Source organism: Streptomyces sp. NPDC096013 (assembly GCF_044763565.1).
Classification (GTDB): domain Bacteria; phylum Actinomycetota; class Actinomycetes; order Streptomycetales; family Streptomycetaceae; genus Streptomyces.
Map to the genome: position 1 here is coordinate 510,375 of NZ_JBIWGK010000004.1, position 16,986 is coordinate 527,360.

At 71.6% G+C, this 16,986-nt stretch carries 18 protein-coding genes; 7 read left to right on the forward strand and 11 right to left on the reverse strand.

What is annotated here, in order from left to right; translation table 11 throughout:
- Positions 1-82: 82 nt before the first annotated feature.
- Both ACIRB1_RS17040 and ACIRB1_RS17045 read right to left on the reverse strand, forming a co-directional pair.
- A complete protein-coding gene (locus ACIRB1_RS17040; protein WP_352185693.1) occupies positions 83-1,279 on the reverse strand; it encodes an RNA polymerase sigma factor in 1,197 nt (398 codons plus the stop codon).
- A complete protein-coding gene (locus tag ACIRB1_RS17045) occupies positions 1,279-1,635 on the reverse strand; it encodes a YciI family protein (protein ID WP_352185692.1) in 357 nt (118 codons plus the stop codon). The genes ACIRB1_RS17040 and ACIRB1_RS17045 overlap by 1 nt, the downstream gene beginning before the upstream one ends.
- Before the next feature lie 257 nt (positions 1,636-1,892).
- Between ACIRB1_RS17045 and ACIRB1_RS17050 the strand changes: the two genes are divergently transcribed.
- The 3 genes from ACIRB1_RS17050 (at position 1,893) to ACIRB1_RS17060 (ending at position 5,461) form a co-directional block, all read left to right on the forward strand.
- Positions 1,893-2,975 carry a substrate-binding domain-containing protein gene (locus tag ACIRB1_RS17050; protein ID WP_403466065.1) on the forward strand — a complete coding sequence of 361 codons (1,083 nt, stop codon included), beginning with the start codon at positions 1,893-1,895 and terminating at the stop codon, positions 2,973-2,975.
- Between the two features lie 102 nt (positions 2,976-3,077).
- Positions 3,078-4,109: an acyl-CoA dehydrogenase family protein gene (locus ACIRB1_RS17055; protein WP_352185690.1), complete on the forward strand. Its 1,032-nt coding sequence runs from the start codon at positions 3,078-3,080 to the stop codon at positions 4,107-4,109.
- A gap of 140 nt (positions 4,110-4,249) precedes the next feature.
- Positions 4,250-5,461 (forward strand): GNAT family N-acetyltransferase, encoded by a 1,212-nt coding sequence (locus tag ACIRB1_RS17060; protein WP_403466066.1) that lies wholly within the window; start codon positions 4,250-4,252, stop codon positions 5,459-5,461.
- A gap of 57 nt (positions 5,462-5,518) precedes the next feature.
- Here the strand turns inward: ACIRB1_RS17060 and ACIRB1_RS17065 are convergent, their stop codons facing one another.
- The 6 genes from ACIRB1_RS17065 to ACIRB1_RS17090 all read right to left on the reverse strand — a co-directional run bounded on the left by ACIRB1_RS17065 (position 5,519) and on the right by ACIRB1_RS17090 (position 11,088).
- A complete protein-coding gene (locus ACIRB1_RS17065; protein ID WP_403466067.1) occupies positions 5,519-6,661 on the reverse strand; it encodes an LLM class flavin-dependent oxidoreductase in 1,143 nt (380 codons plus the stop codon).
- 35 nt (positions 6,662-6,696) lie between these two features.
- Positions 6,697-7,893 carry an SfnB family sulfur acquisition oxidoreductase gene (locus ACIRB1_RS17070; protein WP_403466068.1) on the reverse strand — a complete coding sequence of 399 codons (1,197 nt, stop codon included), beginning with the start codon at positions 7,891-7,893 and terminating at the stop codon, positions 6,697-6,699.
- A gap of 5 nt (positions 7,894-7,898) precedes the next feature.
- Positions 7,899-8,453, reverse strand: a complete 555-nt coding sequence (ssuE, locus tag ACIRB1_RS17075) for an NADPH-dependent FMN reductase (RefSeq protein ID WP_352185686.1) — start codon at positions 8,451-8,453, stop codon at positions 7,899-7,901.
- A 61-nt stretch (positions 8,454-8,514) separates the two neighbouring features.
- Positions 8,515-9,732 (reverse strand): acyl-CoA dehydrogenase family protein, encoded by a 1,218-nt coding sequence (locus ACIRB1_RS17080; RefSeq protein WP_403466069.1) that lies wholly within the window; start codon positions 9,730-9,732, stop codon positions 8,515-8,517.
- 30 nt (positions 9,733-9,762) lie between these two features.
- A complete protein-coding gene (sfnG, locus tag ACIRB1_RS17085; RefSeq protein ID WP_403466070.1) occupies positions 9,763-10,884 on the reverse strand; it encodes a dimethylsulfone monooxygenase SfnG in 1,122 nt (373 codons plus the stop codon).
- Between the two features lie 120 nt (positions 10,885-11,004).
- Entirely contained in the window at positions 11,005-11,088 is an 84-nt protein-coding gene (locus ACIRB1_RS17090) for a putative leader peptide (RefSeq protein ID WP_351305882.1), read from the reverse strand.
- A 137-nt stretch (positions 11,089-11,225) separates the two neighbouring features.
- Here ACIRB1_RS17090 and ACIRB1_RS17095 point away from each other — a divergent pair, with 137 nt between their 5' ends.
- Positions 11,226-12,137: a LysR family transcriptional regulator gene (locus ACIRB1_RS17095; protein WP_403466071.1), complete on the forward strand. Its 912-nt coding sequence runs from the start codon at positions 11,226-11,228 to the stop codon at positions 12,135-12,137.
- Positions 12,138-12,196: 59 nt separating this feature from the next.
- Here the strand turns inward: ACIRB1_RS17095 and ACIRB1_RS17100 are convergent, their stop codons facing one another.
- Positions 12,197-12,385, reverse strand: coding sequence for a hypothetical protein (locus ACIRB1_RS17100; RefSeq protein WP_352185682.1), 189 nt, complete (start codon positions 12,383-12,385; stop codon positions 12,197-12,199).
- 192 nt (positions 12,386-12,577) lie between these two features.
- Here ACIRB1_RS17100 and ACIRB1_RS17105 point away from each other — a divergent pair, with 192 nt between their 5' ends.
- Positions 12,578-13,963, forward strand: coding sequence for a cryptochrome/photolyase family protein (locus ACIRB1_RS17105; RefSeq protein ID WP_403466072.1), 1,386 nt, complete (start codon positions 12,578-12,580; stop codon positions 13,961-13,963).
- 115 nt (positions 13,964-14,078) lie between these two features.
- Here the strand turns inward: ACIRB1_RS17105 and ACIRB1_RS17110 are convergent, their stop codons facing one another.
- Entirely contained in the window at positions 14,079-15,077 is a 999-nt protein-coding gene (locus ACIRB1_RS17110; protein ID WP_403466073.1) for a MerR family transcriptional regulator, read from the reverse strand.
- Positions 15,078-15,216: 139 nt separating this feature from the next.
- Between ACIRB1_RS17110 and ACIRB1_RS17115 the strand changes: the two genes are divergently transcribed.
- Positions 15,217-15,600: an RNA polymerase sigma factor gene (locus tag ACIRB1_RS17115; RefSeq protein ID WP_403466074.1), complete on the forward strand. Its 384-nt coding sequence runs from the start codon at positions 15,217-15,219 to the stop codon at positions 15,598-15,600.
- 94 nt (positions 15,601-15,694) lie between these two features.
- Positions 15,695-16,135 (forward strand): SPW repeat protein, encoded by a 441-nt coding sequence (locus tag ACIRB1_RS17120; protein ID WP_352185679.1) that lies wholly within the window; start codon positions 15,695-15,697, stop codon positions 16,133-16,135.
- A gap of 53 nt (positions 16,136-16,188) precedes the next feature.
- Here the strand turns inward: ACIRB1_RS17120 and ACIRB1_RS17125 are convergent, their stop codons facing one another.
- Positions 16,189-16,959 carry a metalloregulator ArsR/SmtB family transcription factor gene (locus ACIRB1_RS17125; RefSeq protein ID WP_352185678.1) on the reverse strand — a complete coding sequence of 257 codons (771 nt, stop codon included), beginning with the start codon at positions 16,957-16,959 and terminating at the stop codon, positions 16,189-16,191.
- Positions 16,960-16,986 lie beyond the last annotated feature (27 nt).

The following is a 16,986-nucleotide window of genomic DNA, read 5'->3' on the forward strand; positions in this document are numbered from 1 at the left end:
CGACGGTCAGATGTATATAGCAACCATTCTTGCACCGGGAAAAATTCCGGTGCGGCCATGGTCACCCTCCGCCGCACGGCTGTCACACGCGGACGAGTTCCCGCCGCCGGCGTTCCAGATAGGCGCGCTCGGCCGCGCTCCCGGTGCGCGCGATGGCCGCCTCGTACGCCCCGACGGCCTCGGTGTGGCGACCGAGCCGGCGCAGCAGGTCGGCGCGGACGGCGTGCAGGACGTGGTAGTCGTCGAGGTCCAGCGCGTCCACGAGGTCGAGGGCCTTGCGCGGGCCGTCGACCTCGGCGACGGCGACGGCCCGGTTGAGGGCGACGACCGGACTGGGGGCCACGGCCATCAGCTGGTCGTAGAGCTGAAGGATCTGCCCCCAGTCGGTCGCGTCGGCGGTCGGGGCGTCGCTGTGCACGGCGTTGATCGCGGCCTGGATCTGGTACGGCCCGGGGTGGTTCAGCCGCAGGCACCGCCGTACGAGTGACTGGCCGTCGGCGATCAGCTCACCGTCCCAGCGGTCTCGGTCCTGCTCGGGCAGCGGCACCAGCTCACCGTCCGGGCCCTCCCGCGCGGTCCGGCGCGACTCGATCAGCAGCATCAGCGCGAGCAGGCCGGTGACCTCGGGCTCGTCCGGCATCAGCTCGGACAGCAGACAGCCCAGGCGCAGGGCCTCCGCGCAGAGTTCGGGCGAGCCGGTGTAGCCCTCGTTGAAGATCAGGTAGACGACGGCCAGGACGCCCTTCAGCCGGTCGGGGAGGTCGGCGTCACGGGGCACCCGGTACGGGATTCGCGCGTCGCGGATCTTGGCCTTGGCGCGGACGAGGCGTTGGGCCATCGTCGGTTCCGGGACCAGGAAGGCGTCGGCGATCCGGGCGGTGGTGAGGCCACCGAGAAGGCGCAGGGTGAGCGCGACCTGCGCCTGGGTGGCGAGCGCGGGGTGGCAGCAGGTGAAGATCAGACGGAGCCGGTCGTCGCGCACGGGTCCCTCCTCGGCGGGCGCGTCGGACGCGTACAGCAGCGCGGCCTCGGTGTGGCGCGCCTCCCGGGAGGACTCGCGGCGCAGCCGGTCGATCGCGCGGTTGCGCGCGGTGGTGATGATCCACCCGGCCGGGCTCGGCGGCACTCCGGTCTCCGGCCACTTCTGTACGGCCCTGGTGAAGGCGTCCTGGACCGCTTCCTCGGCGAGGTCGATGTCACCGAGGAAGCGGACCAGGACCGAGACCGCCCGCCCGTACTCGGCACGGAAGACGGCCTCGATGTCGGTGTCGAACGGCATCAGCCCTCGGCCGTGTTCATGAAGGGGCGCACCTCGACGGGCAGTGTGGTGGCCCAGGTCGCGCGCTTCCCCCACTCCAGGGCCGCGTCCAGATCGGCCGCCTTGATCAGACAGAGGCCGCCCAGGTACTCCTTTCCCTCGGCGTACGGCCCGTCGGTGATCAGCACGTCACCGTCCTTGGGACGCAGCACGGTCGCGGTCTCCGGCCCGTGCAGTCCACCGGCGAAGACCCAGGCTCCGGCGGCCTGCAATTCGTCGTGGAAGATCTCCAGCTTGCGGACGATCTCCGCCATCTCGTCGGGCGAGGGCATCTGCCCGTCGGTCGGCGTGATCACGCTGAGCAGGTAGTGCTGCATGACGTCCTCCATGGCGTAAGCGATTCTCCGACCCCCTGGGGGTCTCTCACCTCCTACACGAACGTCATCGTCCCGGATCGACACCGCGCCTCGGAAATCGGGCGGGATTTTCTCCGCGGCCTCGTCGGCGGCGGTACGGGCGACATTGCCGCTGTCCTTCAGGTCGGTCTACTGTGCGGTTCTCATCACGAGCCTCTGCGAGGGCGCCGGGGCCTGGGCCGTTCCCCGCGCCCGCACGCCCTCACGGAGGTGGTCCGGTGCATCCCCTGCCGCCCGGACGGATCGACGGCCCGCTCGGAACTCTGGTCGTGGCCCTGGTCGTCCCGCTGCGCGGTCCGGCCGGTGTCTTCGGCCCGTCCTGCGAACTGGCCGCACAGCTCGCCGTCGAGGAACTCAACGCCGTCGGCGGTGTGTTGGGCCGCGAGGTCCGGCTCGTGGTGGTCGACGGCGGCGCGCCGCCGGAGCAAGTGGCCGCCGAGGTCGAGGTGTTGGTGTCGATGGGTGCGGTCGACGCGGTCGTCGGCTGGCACACCTCGGCGGTCCGCAAGGCGCTGCTGCCGCGTGTCGCGGGCCGGGTGCCGTACGTCTACACCGCGCAGTACGAGGGCGGCGAGCGCACGCCCGGGGTGTTCCTGACCGGCGAGACCGACGCGGCCCAACTGCTGCCCGCCATGCGGCTGTTGGCGGAGGCGACCGTGGCGCGCCGCTGGTGCACGGTGGGCAACGACTATGTGTGGCCGAGGGTGACCGCCCGCGCCGCGCGCCGCTACGCCCGTGCCTGCGGCGGCCGGGTGCGCGACGAGGTGTTCGTGCCGTTGGGGACATACGAGTTCGGGCCGGTGCTGCGCCGGATCGAGCGCTGCGAGGCGGACGCCGTACTGATGCTGCTCGTCGGGGACGACGCGGCGCGCTTCAACCAGGCGTTCGCCGCGTACGGGTTGCACCAGCGGTGTCTGCGGCTGAGCACCCACATGGACGAGAACATCCTGCTGTCCACCGGCGCGGACGCCACCGAGGGACTGTGGGCGGCGGCCGGCTACTTCGAGACCCTGGCCACCGCCGAAAGCCTTGATTTCAGCGGGCGTTACGCGGCCCGCTTCGGCGTGGAGGCCCCCGTCGTGGGCAGCCTCGGCGAGTCGTGTTTCGAGGGCGTACGACTGCTCGCGGCCCTGGCCGAGGAGGCGCGCTCCCTGGAAGTGGGCGCCATGTGCGCGCTGGGCGGCACCGTCTCCTACGAGGGTCCGCGCGGCGCACTCCGTCTGCACGGCAACCACCTCCGCCAACGTCTGTACCTGGCACGGGCGGACGCCTTCGACTTCGACATCGTCGCCCAGCTCTGAACTCCTTCGCGGGCGACTCCCCCACCACTCGGCCTCGCTGCTCACACCGACACGGACCGTCGCATCGCTCATGGTCAGCCCGCCGACCGGGAGAATCTCCGCATGACCCACCCCCTCGTCACCCGCGCCCGACACCTCGCGGACGACCTCCTCGTCCCGCATGCCGAACAGGTCGACCAGGAGGGCGTCCCGGCGAGCCATATCGAGGCGCTCAAACGGTCCGGCCTGCTGGGCGTGAGCGCCCCCGTGTCCTACGGCGGCTCGGCGGCACCGGCCGCGGTGGCGCGGGAGACGGCGGAGATCCTGGCCGGTGCGTGCTGCTCGACGTGGTTCGTGGGGACCCAGCACCACACCCCGGTCCTGACCCTGGCCAAGAGCGAACTCCCGGTACGGGAGCGGCTGTTGGGCCCGCTGGCACGAGGCGAGCTGCTGTCCGGAGTGGCCTACGCCCATCTGCGGGCTTACCCCCGGGTCCCGGTGCGGGTCACCCGCGACCGGGGCGGCTGGCGCTTCGACGGCACCGTCCCCTGGTACACGGGCTGGGGCCTGAACGACGTGATGCTGCTCGCGGGGGTGACGACCGCGGACGAGGCGCTGTTCGCGTTCACGGAAGCGAGGGAGCAGCAGGGTCTACGGCCGTCCGAGCCGATGCGCCTGGCCGCCCTCACCGCGTCCCGCACGGTGTCCCTGGAGCTGGACGGCCTGTGGCTGCCGGAGGACGCGGTGGCGCTGCGGACGCCGTACGAGGCATGGGCGGAGGCCGACAGCCCGAAACCGACGAACGCGTCACCGGCGGTCTTCGGGGTGGCGGAGGCAGCTCTCGCCCTGCTGGACGAGGACACGTCCGCCCCGCTCCGCACCCGTCTGGACGAGGTGCGCGAGGAGGCTTACGCGCTGGCCGAACACCCCGTCCCGCACGAGCACTTGGCGGAACGGCTGGCGCTCAGGACACAGGCGTACGAGGTACTGATGACGGCGACGACGGCCGCGGTGGTGGCGGGCGGCGGGCGGTCGCTGTCCCTGACGAACAGGGCCCAACGCCTCGCGAGGGAAGCCCTGTTCCTGCTGGTGCAGGGTCAGACCGCCGAGTCGAGAGGGGTGCATCTGAAGGCGCTGGCCGGCTCTTTCGCCTAGCACGGACGGCAGTTGGCCGCCCGGCCTTCCGGGGTTGTGGGATGACCTGTCGTAATTCGCTTGACCTGGTCACCGAGCGGCGCTGCACTGTGGCGGGACACCACGGGAGTGGTGACGTGTCAGGGGAGGCAGCGGCAGCGATGGAGATCCGTTCCACGACCGACGAGGACCGTGACGTCTTCGTCGACACCGTCCATGCCGCGTTCGGCAGCTTCCCGGAGACCCCGACCGACGGGGGCGGGCTCTGGTGGTCGGCGATCGAGATGGACCGCTGTCTGCTCGCCCTGACGGATGACGGGCGGCCCATCGGCACCGCGGCCACCTACCCCTTCGAACTCACCCTGCCCGGCGAGACGCTCCTCCCGGCCCCCGGGGTGACCGCCGTCGGCGTCCTGCCCTCGCACCGGCGCCAGGGCGTGCTCAGCGCGATGATGCGGCATCAGCTCACCGCCCTGCGGGACAGCGGGGAGGCCCTCTCCGTACTGCTGGCCTCCGAGGCCCTGATCTACCGCAGGTTCGGCTACGGACCGGCGACCTACACCGCGCGCCTCACCGTGCCTCGCCACCGGGCCGCTTTCGCCGCTCCCCGGGCCGGCGGCGCGACGGCGGCCGGCTCGGTCGAGGTGCTGCGCCGTGCCGAGTGCGGCGAGATCCTGGAGGAGGTCTACGACCGCTACCGCCGCGCCCAGCCCGGCGCACTGTCCCGGCCGCACCGCTGGTGGGCGCTACGCGCGGGGCAGCCCCCGATCTCACCGGCACCGCGCTACGTCGCCCTCCACCGGGACGCCGACGGCGTCCCGGACGGGTACGCCAGCTACTCGCTCGGTGAGGCCACCACCCTGACCGTCGATGAGACCATCGCCGTAGACGACGCCGTCTTCACGGCCCTGGCCCGGTTCGCGCTCGGCCACGACCTCGTCTCCCAGGTCGTGTTCAGGCATGTCCCGTCCTGGCACCCGCTGCGCTGGCAGCTCGCGGACTTCCGCGCCGCCGAGGTGAGCGGCGACACGGACTGGCTCTGGGTACGGCTGCTCGACGTGCCGCGAGCGCTGACCGCGCGCGGCTGGTTCGCGGACGGCGAGCTGGTGCTCGCCGTCGACGACCCGTTCCTGGACGGACACGGCCGGTACCTGCTGACCGTCCGGAACGGCAAGGCCGACTGCGTGCCGACGGGCCGGGAGCCCGACCTGTCCCTGGACATCGACGACTTGGGCTCGCTCTACCTCGGCGGCACCGCCCCGAGCACGCTGGTCCGGGCCGGACACATCCGGGCCCACCACCCGGACGCGGCCGCCCGCGCCGACACCCTCTTCCGCACCGACCGCTCCCCGCACTGTCTGCACTGGTTCTGACCCCGCGCCCGGCAACGACGCCCGCGGGGCGCGGAGTCGGTCCGTCGGCGGAACCCGTCAGCCGGCGAACGGCACCTGTGCGGCAGCGGTCCTCCGCTCGCCGACGGGGTGCTGCCACACCCCGTCCGCCGCCAGCCTCGGCAGCACGCCCTCCCCGAACCAGTACGCCTCCTCCAGGTGCGGATAGCCGGACAGCACGAACTCCTCGATGCCCAGCGCCGCGTACTCCTTGATCCGCTCGGCGACCTCCTCGTGGCTGCCGACGAGCGCGGTCCCCGCCCCGCCCCGGACCAGGCCGATGCCGGCCCACAGATTGGGATGGATCTCCAGCCCGTCCCGGCTCCCGCCGTGCAGGGCGAGCATCCGCCGCTGCCCCTCCGACTCACTCCGGGCGAGTCCCGCCTGGACGGACCGCACGGTCTCGGAGTCGAACCCCTCCAGCAGCCGGTTCGCCTCCGCCCAGGCCTCCTCGGACGTGTCACGTGTGATGACGTGCAGCCGGATCCCGAACCTCAGGGTGCGCCCCTCCTTCGCCGCGAGCCCCCTGATCAACGCGATCTTCTCGGCGACCTGGGCCGGCGGTTCGCCCCATGTGAGGTACACGTCCACGTACTTGGCGGCGATCTCCCCGGCGATCGGCGACGATCCCCCGAAGTACACCTCGGGCACCGGGTCGGGCAGCCGCGCCAGCTTGGCGTCCTCGACCCGCAGATGCTCACCGGCCAGATCGACGGTCTTCCCGTCCCACAACTGCCGTACGACCTCCAGGAATTCGCCGGTACGACGGTATCGGTCGTCCTTGTCGAGGAAGTCGCCGTAGGCCCGCTGTTCGTGGCTCTCGCCGCCGGTGACGACGTTGAGGAGCAGGCGCCCGCCGGTCTGCCGCTGGTAGGTGGACGCCATCTGCGCGGCGAGCGTCGGCGAGACGAAGCCGGGGCGGAAGGCGACGAGGAACTTCAGGCGTTCGGTGTTCTGGCTGACCATCGCGGTGGTGAGCCACGCGTCCTCGCACCAGGCGCCGGTGGGCGTGAGGGCGCCCACGAAACCGAGGTCCTCCGCCGCGCGGGCGATCTGGCTCAGGTAGGCGACCGTCGGCGGCCGGTCCCGGCCGGATGCGGTGGCGGGGGTGCCGTGACCACCGCCCACGACATGACGGCTGTCCCCGTTGGTGGGGAGGAACCAGTGGAAGGTGAGGGACACGTGGGGTCTCCGATCTGGGCTGTCCTGCAAGGGAGTCAGAGAAGGCCGTGGCGGGGCGGCCTGGTGCCGTTCAGCACGTACCGGCCGATGTGCTGGATCTTCCAGCGGGCCGGATCGTGCAGCGTGTGGGTGCGGGCGTCCCGCCAATGCCGGTGCAGATTCAGCGAGTTGAGCGCCGAGCGGGTGCCGGACACCTCGAACAGCGCGCCCGCCACCTCCACGGCCGCCTGCGCCGCGTGCACCTTGGCCGCCGCGACCGCGATGGACGCCTCCGCCGCCGAGTCGTCGTCGAGGTCGGCGCGGGCCGCGTCCACGGCGCGCGCGGCCTGGACGAGCAGGGCCTCGGACGCCCGCACCTGGATGGCGAGTTCGCCGAATCTCTGGATCAGCAGGGGGTCCTCGGCGGCGGTCTCGACCCCGCTCTCGAACCAGGGGCGGCTCTTCGTCCGTACGAACTCGGCGGCCTCGGCCAGCGCTCCCCCGGCGATCCCGGCGTCGATGGCCGCGTGCAGCAACTGGGCGACGGCGCCGTGGAGTTGGGGTCCCTCGAAGGTGAGGTGGTGCGGCAGGACCCGGTCGGCTGGCACGGCGACCGCCTCCAGGCGGACCGTGCCGCTGGCCGTCGTGCGCTGGCCCATGCCGTCCCAGTCGTCGACGACCGTGACGCCCTCGGCGTCGCTCGGGACGTACGCGACATGGAGGTTGTCGTCCTCGGTGCGGGCGAGGACGGGGATCCAGTCGGCGAAGAGGGCGCCGGTGGAGTAGTGCTTGACTCCGGTCAGCCGGTAGGAGCCGTCGGGCCGGAGTGTCAGCCGGGTGCGGATGTCCTGGACGTGCCTGGTGCCGGCCTCGGACTGGGCGTTGCCGAAGCGGCGGCCGGCGAGGAGCTCGGCGAAGAAGAACTTCTGCTGGTCCGGGGTGCCCTGACGGCGGATCACATTGACGTAGGCGAAGTGGCTCTGCGGGATCTGGGCGAGGCTGCCGTCGGCCGAGCCGAGGAGGCGGAAGATCTCGGCGAGGGTCTCCGCGCTCACGTCGGCGCCGCCGTGCTCGGCGGGCACGGTGACCGCGAGCAGTCCGGCGCCGGAGAGGCGGTCCAACTCGGCGCGCGGGAGCCTGCGTTCGGTGTCGCGCGCGGAGGCACCGGCCCGGAACTCGTCGGCGAGCGCGGCGGCCAGGGCGAGGGCCTCGGCGTCGTCCGCGATCACGTGGGCGGTCGCACGGTCGGTCATGGCGCTCAGCTCGCCGCGGCCAGGAGCGGGGTGCGGCTGAGGGCCGCCGAGAAGTGGTCCACCACCTGTGTGAGCGCCTCGGTGGCGGCCGGGGTGACGGTGAGCGAGCCGTCCTCGTGGGCGGTGATGTCCCTGTCCAGGGTGAACCAGCCCTGGACTATATGGGCGGCACCCATGGAGTTCAGCACCGGGCGGAGCGCGTAGTCGATGGCGAGCACATGTGCGGTGGACCCACCCGTGGCGAGCGGCAGCACGGTCTTGCCGGTGAGGGCGTACTGCGGCAGCAGGTCGAGCAGCGCCTTGAGGACCCCGGAGTAGGAAGCCTTGTAGACGGGAGTCCCTACGACGACCCCGTCGGCGCGGGCGAAGAGTTCGGTGGCCTCGACGATGGCCGGGTGGCGGAAGTCCGCGCCGAGCAGGGCCTCGGCGGGGATGGTGCGCACGTCGAGCGGGATCACCTCGTGGCCCTGGGCGATCAGCCGCTGGTCCAGGTGCCGTAGCAGGCGGTTGGTGCGGGAGGAGACGGAGGGGCTGCCGGAGACGGACAGGACGGTGGCCATGGGTCCTCTTTCGGGGAGGCGGGGCGCCCGGTCGACTGACGGGCGCCCCGGGGCAGTTCGGTCAGGAGTACCAGGTGGGTTCGGGCAGTTCGCCTTCCAGGACCCAGCGGCCGACCTCGCGCCGCTTGTAGGCGACGGGATCGTGCAGGGTGTGGGTGCGGACGTTGCGCCAGAACCGGTCCAGGCCCTCCGTGGTGGCGGTGGAGCGGGCGCCGGTGACCTCGAAGATGCGGTTGCCGATCTCCAGGGCGACATCGGTGGCGCGTGCCTTGACGGCGGCCACCCTGACCTCGAAGTCGCCGCGTGTCTGCGCGGTGACGGCGTCGGGGTCGTCGTGCAGTTTCTGTCCCTCGGCGGCGACGGTGTCGGCGAGGGCCTCGACCGCCCAGAGCTTGGCGGTGAGGTCGCCGTAGGTGTCGATGACGTAGGGCTCGTCGACGGCGCGCTCGTAACCCCCGTGCAGCCAGGAGCGGGCCTTGGTGCGGGTGTAGGTGGCGGCCGTCTCCAGGGCGCCCGCGGCGATGCCCAGGTAGAAGTTGACGAAGACGAGTTGGATCGTGGGGACGTTGAGCGTGTTGTACGTGCGCGGGGTGAATTCCTTGTCGACGTAACCGGCCGCCGAGGACCACGGGGTGCGGACGCCGTCGAGGATGACGCCGCCGCTCTCGGTGAGGCGCTGGCCGATGTTGTCCCAGTCGTCGAGGAAGGTCAGGCCCTCGCTGTCGGACGGCACGATCGCGAAGACGTGCTGGTCGGTGCCTTCCAGGACGCCTTCGAGGACGGTGACGTCGGAGACCTTGCTGCCGGTGGAGAAGGACTTGCGGCCGGTGAAGACGAGGTCGTCGCCGTCCTCGGTGACGGTGACGTCCTTGTCGCGCGGGTTGACGGCGCCGCCGAAGAACCACTGGTTGCGGGCGGCCTCGGCCTCGACGTGCTCCCACTGCTCGCGGGTGCCGACCAGGCGGGCGGCCCAGTTCCACAGGTAGTGGTAGCCGAGGAGCTGGCCGATGGAGCCGTCGGCCTTGGCGACCTCGCGGACCACCCGGTAGGCGGTGGGCCAGTCCTGGCCTCCGCCGCCGTGCTCCGTCGGGCCGAGCAGGGTGACGAGGCCGGAGTCCTTGAGGAGTCGGACCTCGGCGTGCGGGGTGGCGCCGGCCCGGTCGCGGGCGGCGGCGTCGGTGTCGAGGAGGGCGGCGACCTCGGCGGCGCGGGCGATCCAGTCCTGGGCGGACTGCGGGGCGGGGCCGGTCTGCCAGTGGGTGGGCGTGACGGTGCTCATGCTGGGGTCCTCTTTCGCAGTGGGGTGCGATCAGGCGTGCACGGAGACGGACTCGGCCTCGGCGTCGGGGAGTTGAGCCTCCAGTTCGCGCACGAGGGGCAGCACGCGCTTGCCGAAGTACTCGACCTCCTCGTGGTAGTGGAGGAAGCCCAGCAGGAGCAGGTCGACGCCCAGCTTCTTGTAGGCGACGATCCGTTCGGCGATCTGCTCGGGGGTGCCGATGAGTCCCGTGCGGAACCCGTCGTTGTACTGCACGAGGTCCTCGAACGTGGAGTCCTGCCACATGCCCCTGCCGTCGGCCGAGGACTGCCCGGCCTGCTTCACCGCGGCCCCGAAGCCCTCGACGGCCTCACGGTCGGCCTTGGCGACGATCTCCCGGAGCGTGTCGCGCGCCTCGGCCTCGGTGTCGCGGGCGATGAGAAAGCCGTTGAGGCCGAACTTCGGTGCGGTACGGCCGACTTGGGCCGCCGAGTGGCGTACGTCGGCGAGCTGCTCGGTGACGCCGTCGAAGTCCTTGCCGTTGGAGAAGTACCAGTCGGAGACGCGGCCGGCCATCGCGCGGGCGGCGGTGGAGTTGCCGCCCTGGAAGATCTCCGGGTGCGGACGCTCGGGGGTGTTGAGGGGCTTGGGCTTGAGGGAGAAGTCGCGCAACCGGTAGAAGTCACCGGCGAGTTCGGTGTGGTCCTCGGTCCAGATCTGGCGCAGGGCCTGGATGAACTCCTCGGAGCGGCGGTAGCGCTCGTCGTGCTCCAGCCAGGGTTCGCCCAGCGCGGTGAACTCGCCCTTGAACCAGCCGGAGACGACGTTGACGGCGAAGCGCCCGTTCGACAAGTGGTCGGCGGTGGCGCCGAGTTTGGCGAGGACGCCCGGGTGCCACAGGCCGGGGTGGACGGCGGCGATGACCTTCAGACGCTGGGTGGCGAGCAGCAGGGCGAGGCTGAAGCTGGTCGACTCGTGCTGGAACTCGGCGCCGTAGCTGGCCATGTAGCGGACCTGGCTGAGCGCGTACTCGAAGCCGTTGTTCTCGGCGAGGACCGCGAGTTCGCGGTTGTACTCGTAGCCCCAGTCGGTGCGCTGCTCGATCTTGCTGGTGACGAGTCCCCCGCTGACGTTGGGGACCCAGTAGGCGAATTTCACGGGCTCTGCGGGCATGCGGAACTCCTGTTGCGGAATGCGTTTTCGGGCACGCCGAATCCGGCCGGAGCGATATCCGGCGAATATCAGGTGCGAGGGAAAAGTGGGCGGCGGATCACAGGACGGAGGTGATGGGGATCAGGCCGCGGTGCAACAGGAGGCGCTGGAGACGCGCGCGAGGTCGACATGGCGTCGCCGCGTGAGGTCCAGTCGCATCATCATGCCGTCGATCGTGGCAGCCGTCGGCGAGAGCCGTCAAGGAAAACCCGACCGGTCTCGTATCCCGGACCATTGAATTTCACGAAGGTGTGACAGGGAAACCCTTGAACAGGCCGGGAAATCGGCCGCATTCTGCGGGCATGCGGACCGAACAGCTGGAATACATAGCGGCCGTGACCCGGCTCGGCTCGCTGCGCCGGGCCGCCGAGGAACTGCGCCTGTCGCAGCCCGCGTTGAGCGAGACGGTGCGGAACCTCGAACGCGAACTCGGCGTCGATCTCCTGGAGCGCAAACGGTCCGGGGCGACGATGAGCGCGGAGGGGCGGGAGTTGCTGCCGAAGATCGTCGATGTGCTGGACGCGGTGGACCGGCTGCGGGCGGCGGCAGGCGAGCAGCACAGGATCAGCCGCATGGTGCGGGTGGGCACGGTCAACGCGGCGACCGTGCCGCTGCTGCTGCCCGTCGTCCGCGACTTCCGCGCCTCGCATCCACTGACCCAGGTCGAGGTGGTCGGCGCGCAGCAGACCGACATCCACCGGGCACTGTCGGAGGGCGGCTTCGATCTCGGCCTGGTCAACCATCTCGACGGCGACGACATGCCGGCCGACTTCGAGTCCACGGAGCTGCTGTCCGGGCTGCCGGTGGTGTGCGTGCGCCCCGACAGCCCCCTCGCGTCCCGCCCGACCGTGAGTGTGGAGGAACTACTCACCGAGCCGCTGATCGGTATGCGGTCCGGCTATGTGATGCACCGCTATGTGCACCGGCTGCTCGACGGCCGGGGCCCCGCCTTCGCGTACTCGACCGACGGCGCCGAGATGGGCAAGCTCATGGTCGCGGAGGGGCTCGGGGTGACGGTCCTGCCGGACTTCAGCGTGGTCGGGGACCCGCTGGAGCGGCTTGGGGCGATCACCTTCCGGCCGATCGCCGGCGACACGGCCCGTGTCCTGCTGATGCTGCGCCGCCGCCGCGCCGACTCCGTACCGCAGGCGGCCGGGGATCTGCACGAGGCGTTCGTACGGCGGGCACGGGAGCTGAGCGGGGCAGGGGTCTGAGACCGGGCCGAACGTCAGCCCTCGGCCCTCACGTCCTCGTCGCCCGCCGGGACCGGACGTCAGTCCTCGTCGCCCACCGGAATCACCACGAGGAACGCGTCGGACTTCAGGTCCATGACGACCTTGGCGGGTTCGCCCTCGGCGCGGCGCCGGGCCGCGAACTCCTCGGCAGGCCATGATCCGCGCGGAGCCCCCGCCGAAAACCGCTTCAACACCTTCGCGCCCATGTCCGCAGACACCTCCAGCATCGTTCTTCGGCTCCCCACCGGGGCCTTCGTAGCTGTTCGCATGCCCGCGATCGACGCCTACATGCCAAGTTCGCCGACGGCCGGAGGGCGCCGGGAGCGTGTACGCCCGTCGGGTGACAGCCGCATCCGCCGGGCGCTTCGCACGGGAAGCATCACATGACACCCTTTTTCCCGTCTCCCGGAGCGCGCACCATGAACGTCTCGGTCGTCCTGTTCACCTCCGACCTGCGTCTGCACGACCACCCCGCGCTGCGCGCCGCCGCCGAGGCCCGCGAGGTGGTCCCCCTGTTCGTGCGCGACCGGGGTGTGCTGGACGCCGGGTTCGCCGCGCCGAACCGGCTGGCGTTCCTCGCCGACTGTCTGCGCGATCTCGACGCGGGCCTGCGCGAGCGGGGCGGCCGGCTGGTGCTCCGGTCCGGCGACGTCGTCGACGAGGTGTGCAAGGTGGCCGCCGAGACCGACGCCGACGAGGTGCACCTGGCGGCGGACGTCAGCGCCTACGCGCGGCGGCGCGAGCAGCGGCTGCGGCGGGCGCTGGAGGCGGAGGGGCGGCGGCTGCACGTCCACGACACGGTGACGACGGCCGTCGCCCCGGGCGCGGTGACACCGGCGTCCTCGGACCACTTCGCCGTCTTCACGCCGTACTTCAGGCAGTGGTCCGGGCAGCATCTGCGCCCGGCGCTGGCCGCACCGCGCACCGTGCGGGTCCCGGACGGCGTCGGCTCCGAGGAGCTGCCCGACCGCCCCGGCGCCGAAGAGCTGTCACCGGGTCTGGCGGCCGGCGGGGAGACCAACGGCCGTAAGATGGTGGGCCGTTGGCTGCGCGACGGCATCGCGTCGTACGAGGACCTGCACGACGACCTGGCCGCCGACTCCACCTCCCACCTCTCGCCCCATCTCCACTTCGGCACCCTCTCCCCCGTGGAACTGGTCCACCGGGCACGGCAAGCGGGCGGACCGGGCGCCGAGGCGTTCGTACGGCAGCTCGCGTGGCGGGACTTCCACCGCCAGGTACTGGCGGCCAGACCCTCGGCCGCGGGCGCCGACTACCGTACGAAGCACGACCGTTGGCGCTCCGAAAGCACGGCCCGCGAGGACATCGCGGCCTGGAAGGAGGGCCGCACCGGCTATCCCGTGATCGACGCGGCGATGCGCCAACTGCTCCACGAGGGCTGGATGCACAACCGCGGACGGCTCCTGACGGCGAGCTTCCTCACCAAGACGCTCTACGTCGACTGGCGCGTGGGCGCCCGGCACTTCCTCGATCTGCTGGTCGACGGCGACGTGGCCAACAACCAGCTCAACTGGCAGTGGATGGCGGGCACCGGCACGGACTCACGGCCCAACCGGGTCCTGAACCCCGTCACTCAGGCGAAGCGCTACGACCCGGACGGCGCGTACGTCCGCCGCTGGGTGCCCGAACTCGCCGAGCTGGACGGGCGGTTGGTGCACGAGCCGTGGAAACTCCAGGGGCTTGACCGTGCCGCTCTCGGTGACTATCCGGACCCGATCGTCGAGCTCTCCGACGGACTCGCGCGGTTCCGGCAGGGCCGGTCGGGCGACTCGGCGGGCGACTGAGGCCCCGGCACGCCCTTTCAGCGCCACGCCGTCCGCGCACGGTCAGCGAGCCGCCCTCTGCACACGCTCTGCGGGGCGCTCCGCACACCCGTCGGCGGGGCGCCTCCCCCGCCCGTCAGCGGCCCGCCCCGTGCGTCCCGTACGCCCCCGCCACGAGCTCCACCGCGTCCTGAAGGCTCGCGGGCCGCACCGCCCCCCGCACCGATGGCCCGGACCAGCCGGGTCCGGCCAGCACCACCGAGGGCTGGCGCCGGGCGCCCTTCACTCCCCAGCGGAGGTCGGCGACGTGCCGGGCCAGCGGCAGGCTCGCGGTGGAGCGTGCCTGTGCCCACAGGACGACGGCCGCCGGGCCCAGTCGCCGTACCGCGGCGGTGAGCGCCTCGGCGGGGACGGCGGCGCCGAACATCCTTGTGGGCAGGCCGAGTTCACTCAGCGCGGCGTTGAGCGCCTCGATCGGGAGGGTGTGCTGCTCGCCGGGTACGCAGGCCAGCATGACGGGCCCGGCGGGCGGGGTGTCCGGCCGCGGACCGGCGGCTGGAGTGCGTCGGCGCAGGGCGGTGGACACGTGCCAGGACAGCAGGTGCTCCACCTCCACGTAACGGTCCCCGGACGAGGCCCACTTGCGTCCCACCGCGTGCAGGGTCGGCATCATCACCTCCTGCCAGGCGACGACGATGCCGTACTGGCCGACGGCGTCGGCGAGTTGGCGCTCGACGGCGGGCGCGTCGAGCCGGACCGCGGCCCGCGCCAGCCCGCGGCACTCCTGGCGCACATCACCGAGGGGCAGGGTTCCGGCCGCCCGCGAGGACCCGCGGGCCCGGGCGGCCTGCCCGGGGTCCGCACCGGTGGCTCCCCTCGCCACCCGCGCGGCCTCGGCCGGGGGCACGCCCGACGAGGTCAGCCGGCACATCTCCTCCAGCGCTGCCACGTCCCCGGGAGCCCAGCGCCGGTGCCGTCCCTCGGCGCGGACCGCGGGCCCGATGCCGTAGCGCCGCTCCCAGGACCGCAGGGTGGTCGGCGCCACACCCAGTCGGCGGGCCAACGCGCCGGTCGTCAGGGGCACTTGGGCCGCGGAGGGGTGCGCGGGGTCCTGGTCGGCGGACAACTCGCTCATGCGTCGACTATACGACGCAGAATCGACGCGAGTTGAGCAACTTGCCCCGGCCTCTCACGATGGACGCAACCGGGCATACCCGGCAGACAACGCGAACCGCCGTGCACCACAGCCTGGCCCCCGGCGGTCGCCGTAGGACGTGACCCAGCAGGTGTTTCTCGGGGTGTGGCGCGGGCGCGGGGGTTTCCGGCCCGAGCGCTGCACGGTCGGCGGCTGGATCATCGGCATCGCCCGGCGCACGATCGCCGACACCCTGTCCGCCCGCACCCGGCGCCTGCGTCTGACGGCCGCCGCCGGGGCGTCACTGACACTCACCAAGCCGGAGCCGGTCGTACCGACGCCCGAGGCGGTGCTCGACCGTGTCCTCGTGCTGGGCAAACTGGCCCGACTACCCGCGCCCCAGCGGCGGGCGCTGCGGCTGACGCACTACGCGGACCTGACCCAGACGCAGATCGCGCGACGCGGGCTGCATCAGTTGGGGCGCCGCCCTCACGACGACGAACCGCCTGAACTCTACACATAAAGGTGAAATAAGAGCACAATGGAATGAAGCGGCTCCTACCGCGGACCGCACCAGACGCGGTCAGGCCAGCAAGGCAAGGCAAAGGAGACGAGTCATGGCCAACGTCTCGCACACCAGGGGTGACATGGCGAGCCACCCCGACGTCTCCGAGATGCAGGCGCGCTACGCCCGCATGCTCGGTGGACGCGATGTGGCGCTCGTGGACGGACCGGTGTTCCTGCTCGGTCTGTACTGCGCCGTATCCCCGTGGATCCTCCACTACACGACGAGCCAGCCCGCGCTCGTGCCGCACAACCTCATCATCGGCATCGCGATCGGCCTGCTGGCGCTCGGTTTCACCAGGGCACCGGAACGCATGTACGGCCTGAGCTGGGCCATGAGCGCCCTGGGTGTCTGGATGATCGTCTCGCCGTGGATCGTCGGCAGCAACCCCGACAAGGGCGTCATCCTGAACAACGTGATCATCGGCGGACTCGCCGTGCTCATGGGCCTGGTGTGCGCTGGTACGGCGGCGCGGAGCACCCCCAAACCGTAGGGACCCCGGGCCGACCCCGGAACCCCGGACTCCGGAAGGAAGCCACGCCCCCTTCAGTGGCCGCCCGGCACCTGCCAGGGCGACTGCGGGAGGGGGCTGCCGGTTTCGAGCAGCGACTTCAGGTTCGACAGCACGGCCGGCCAGCCGCCGGAGACGTCGGAGAGTTCGCCCTCGTCGGCGAGGTCCTCGTGGGTGACGGTGAGGCGCACGATGTCCTCGTGCGGCCGGATGTCGTAGGTGACCCGGGAGTGCGCGTCCTCCTGGTCCTCCTTGTCCGGCGAGGACCACGTGGTCACCAGCCGGGTCGGGCGCTCACTCTCCACCACCCTGCCGACGACGTCGGCGATGCCGGAGCCGTCGATGCGCCGGTGTTCCCAGCGGGAGCCGCGCCGCCAGTCGGACACGTTGCTGTGACCCCAGTAGGCGGCGGTCAGATCGGCGTCGGTGAGCGCGTCCCAGACCTTCTCCGGGGTGCTCGCGATGTAGGTGACGTAGACGAATGTCGGCTTGTCGGTCATGGCTTCCTCGGCTCGTCGTTTGAGGGCACCGAGCGCGCGCAGACGCGGGCGCTCGAACTTGTCGATCCAGCGCTCCTGCATCTCGTGCAGCGGGACCGGGTTGAGGTAGTGCAGCTTCTCCCGCCCGCGCCGCACCGTACTGACCAGGTTGGCGGCCTCCAGGACGGCGAGGTGCTGCGTCACCGACTGACGGGTCATGTCGATCCGCCCGCACAGCTCCCCGAGCGTCTGCCCGTTCTCCTCGTGCAGCCGGTCGAGCAGACGCCTGCGGGTCTCGTCTGCCAGCGCCTTGAAGACCTTGTCCATCCCTGAGTCCTGTTCGGATCGCACACT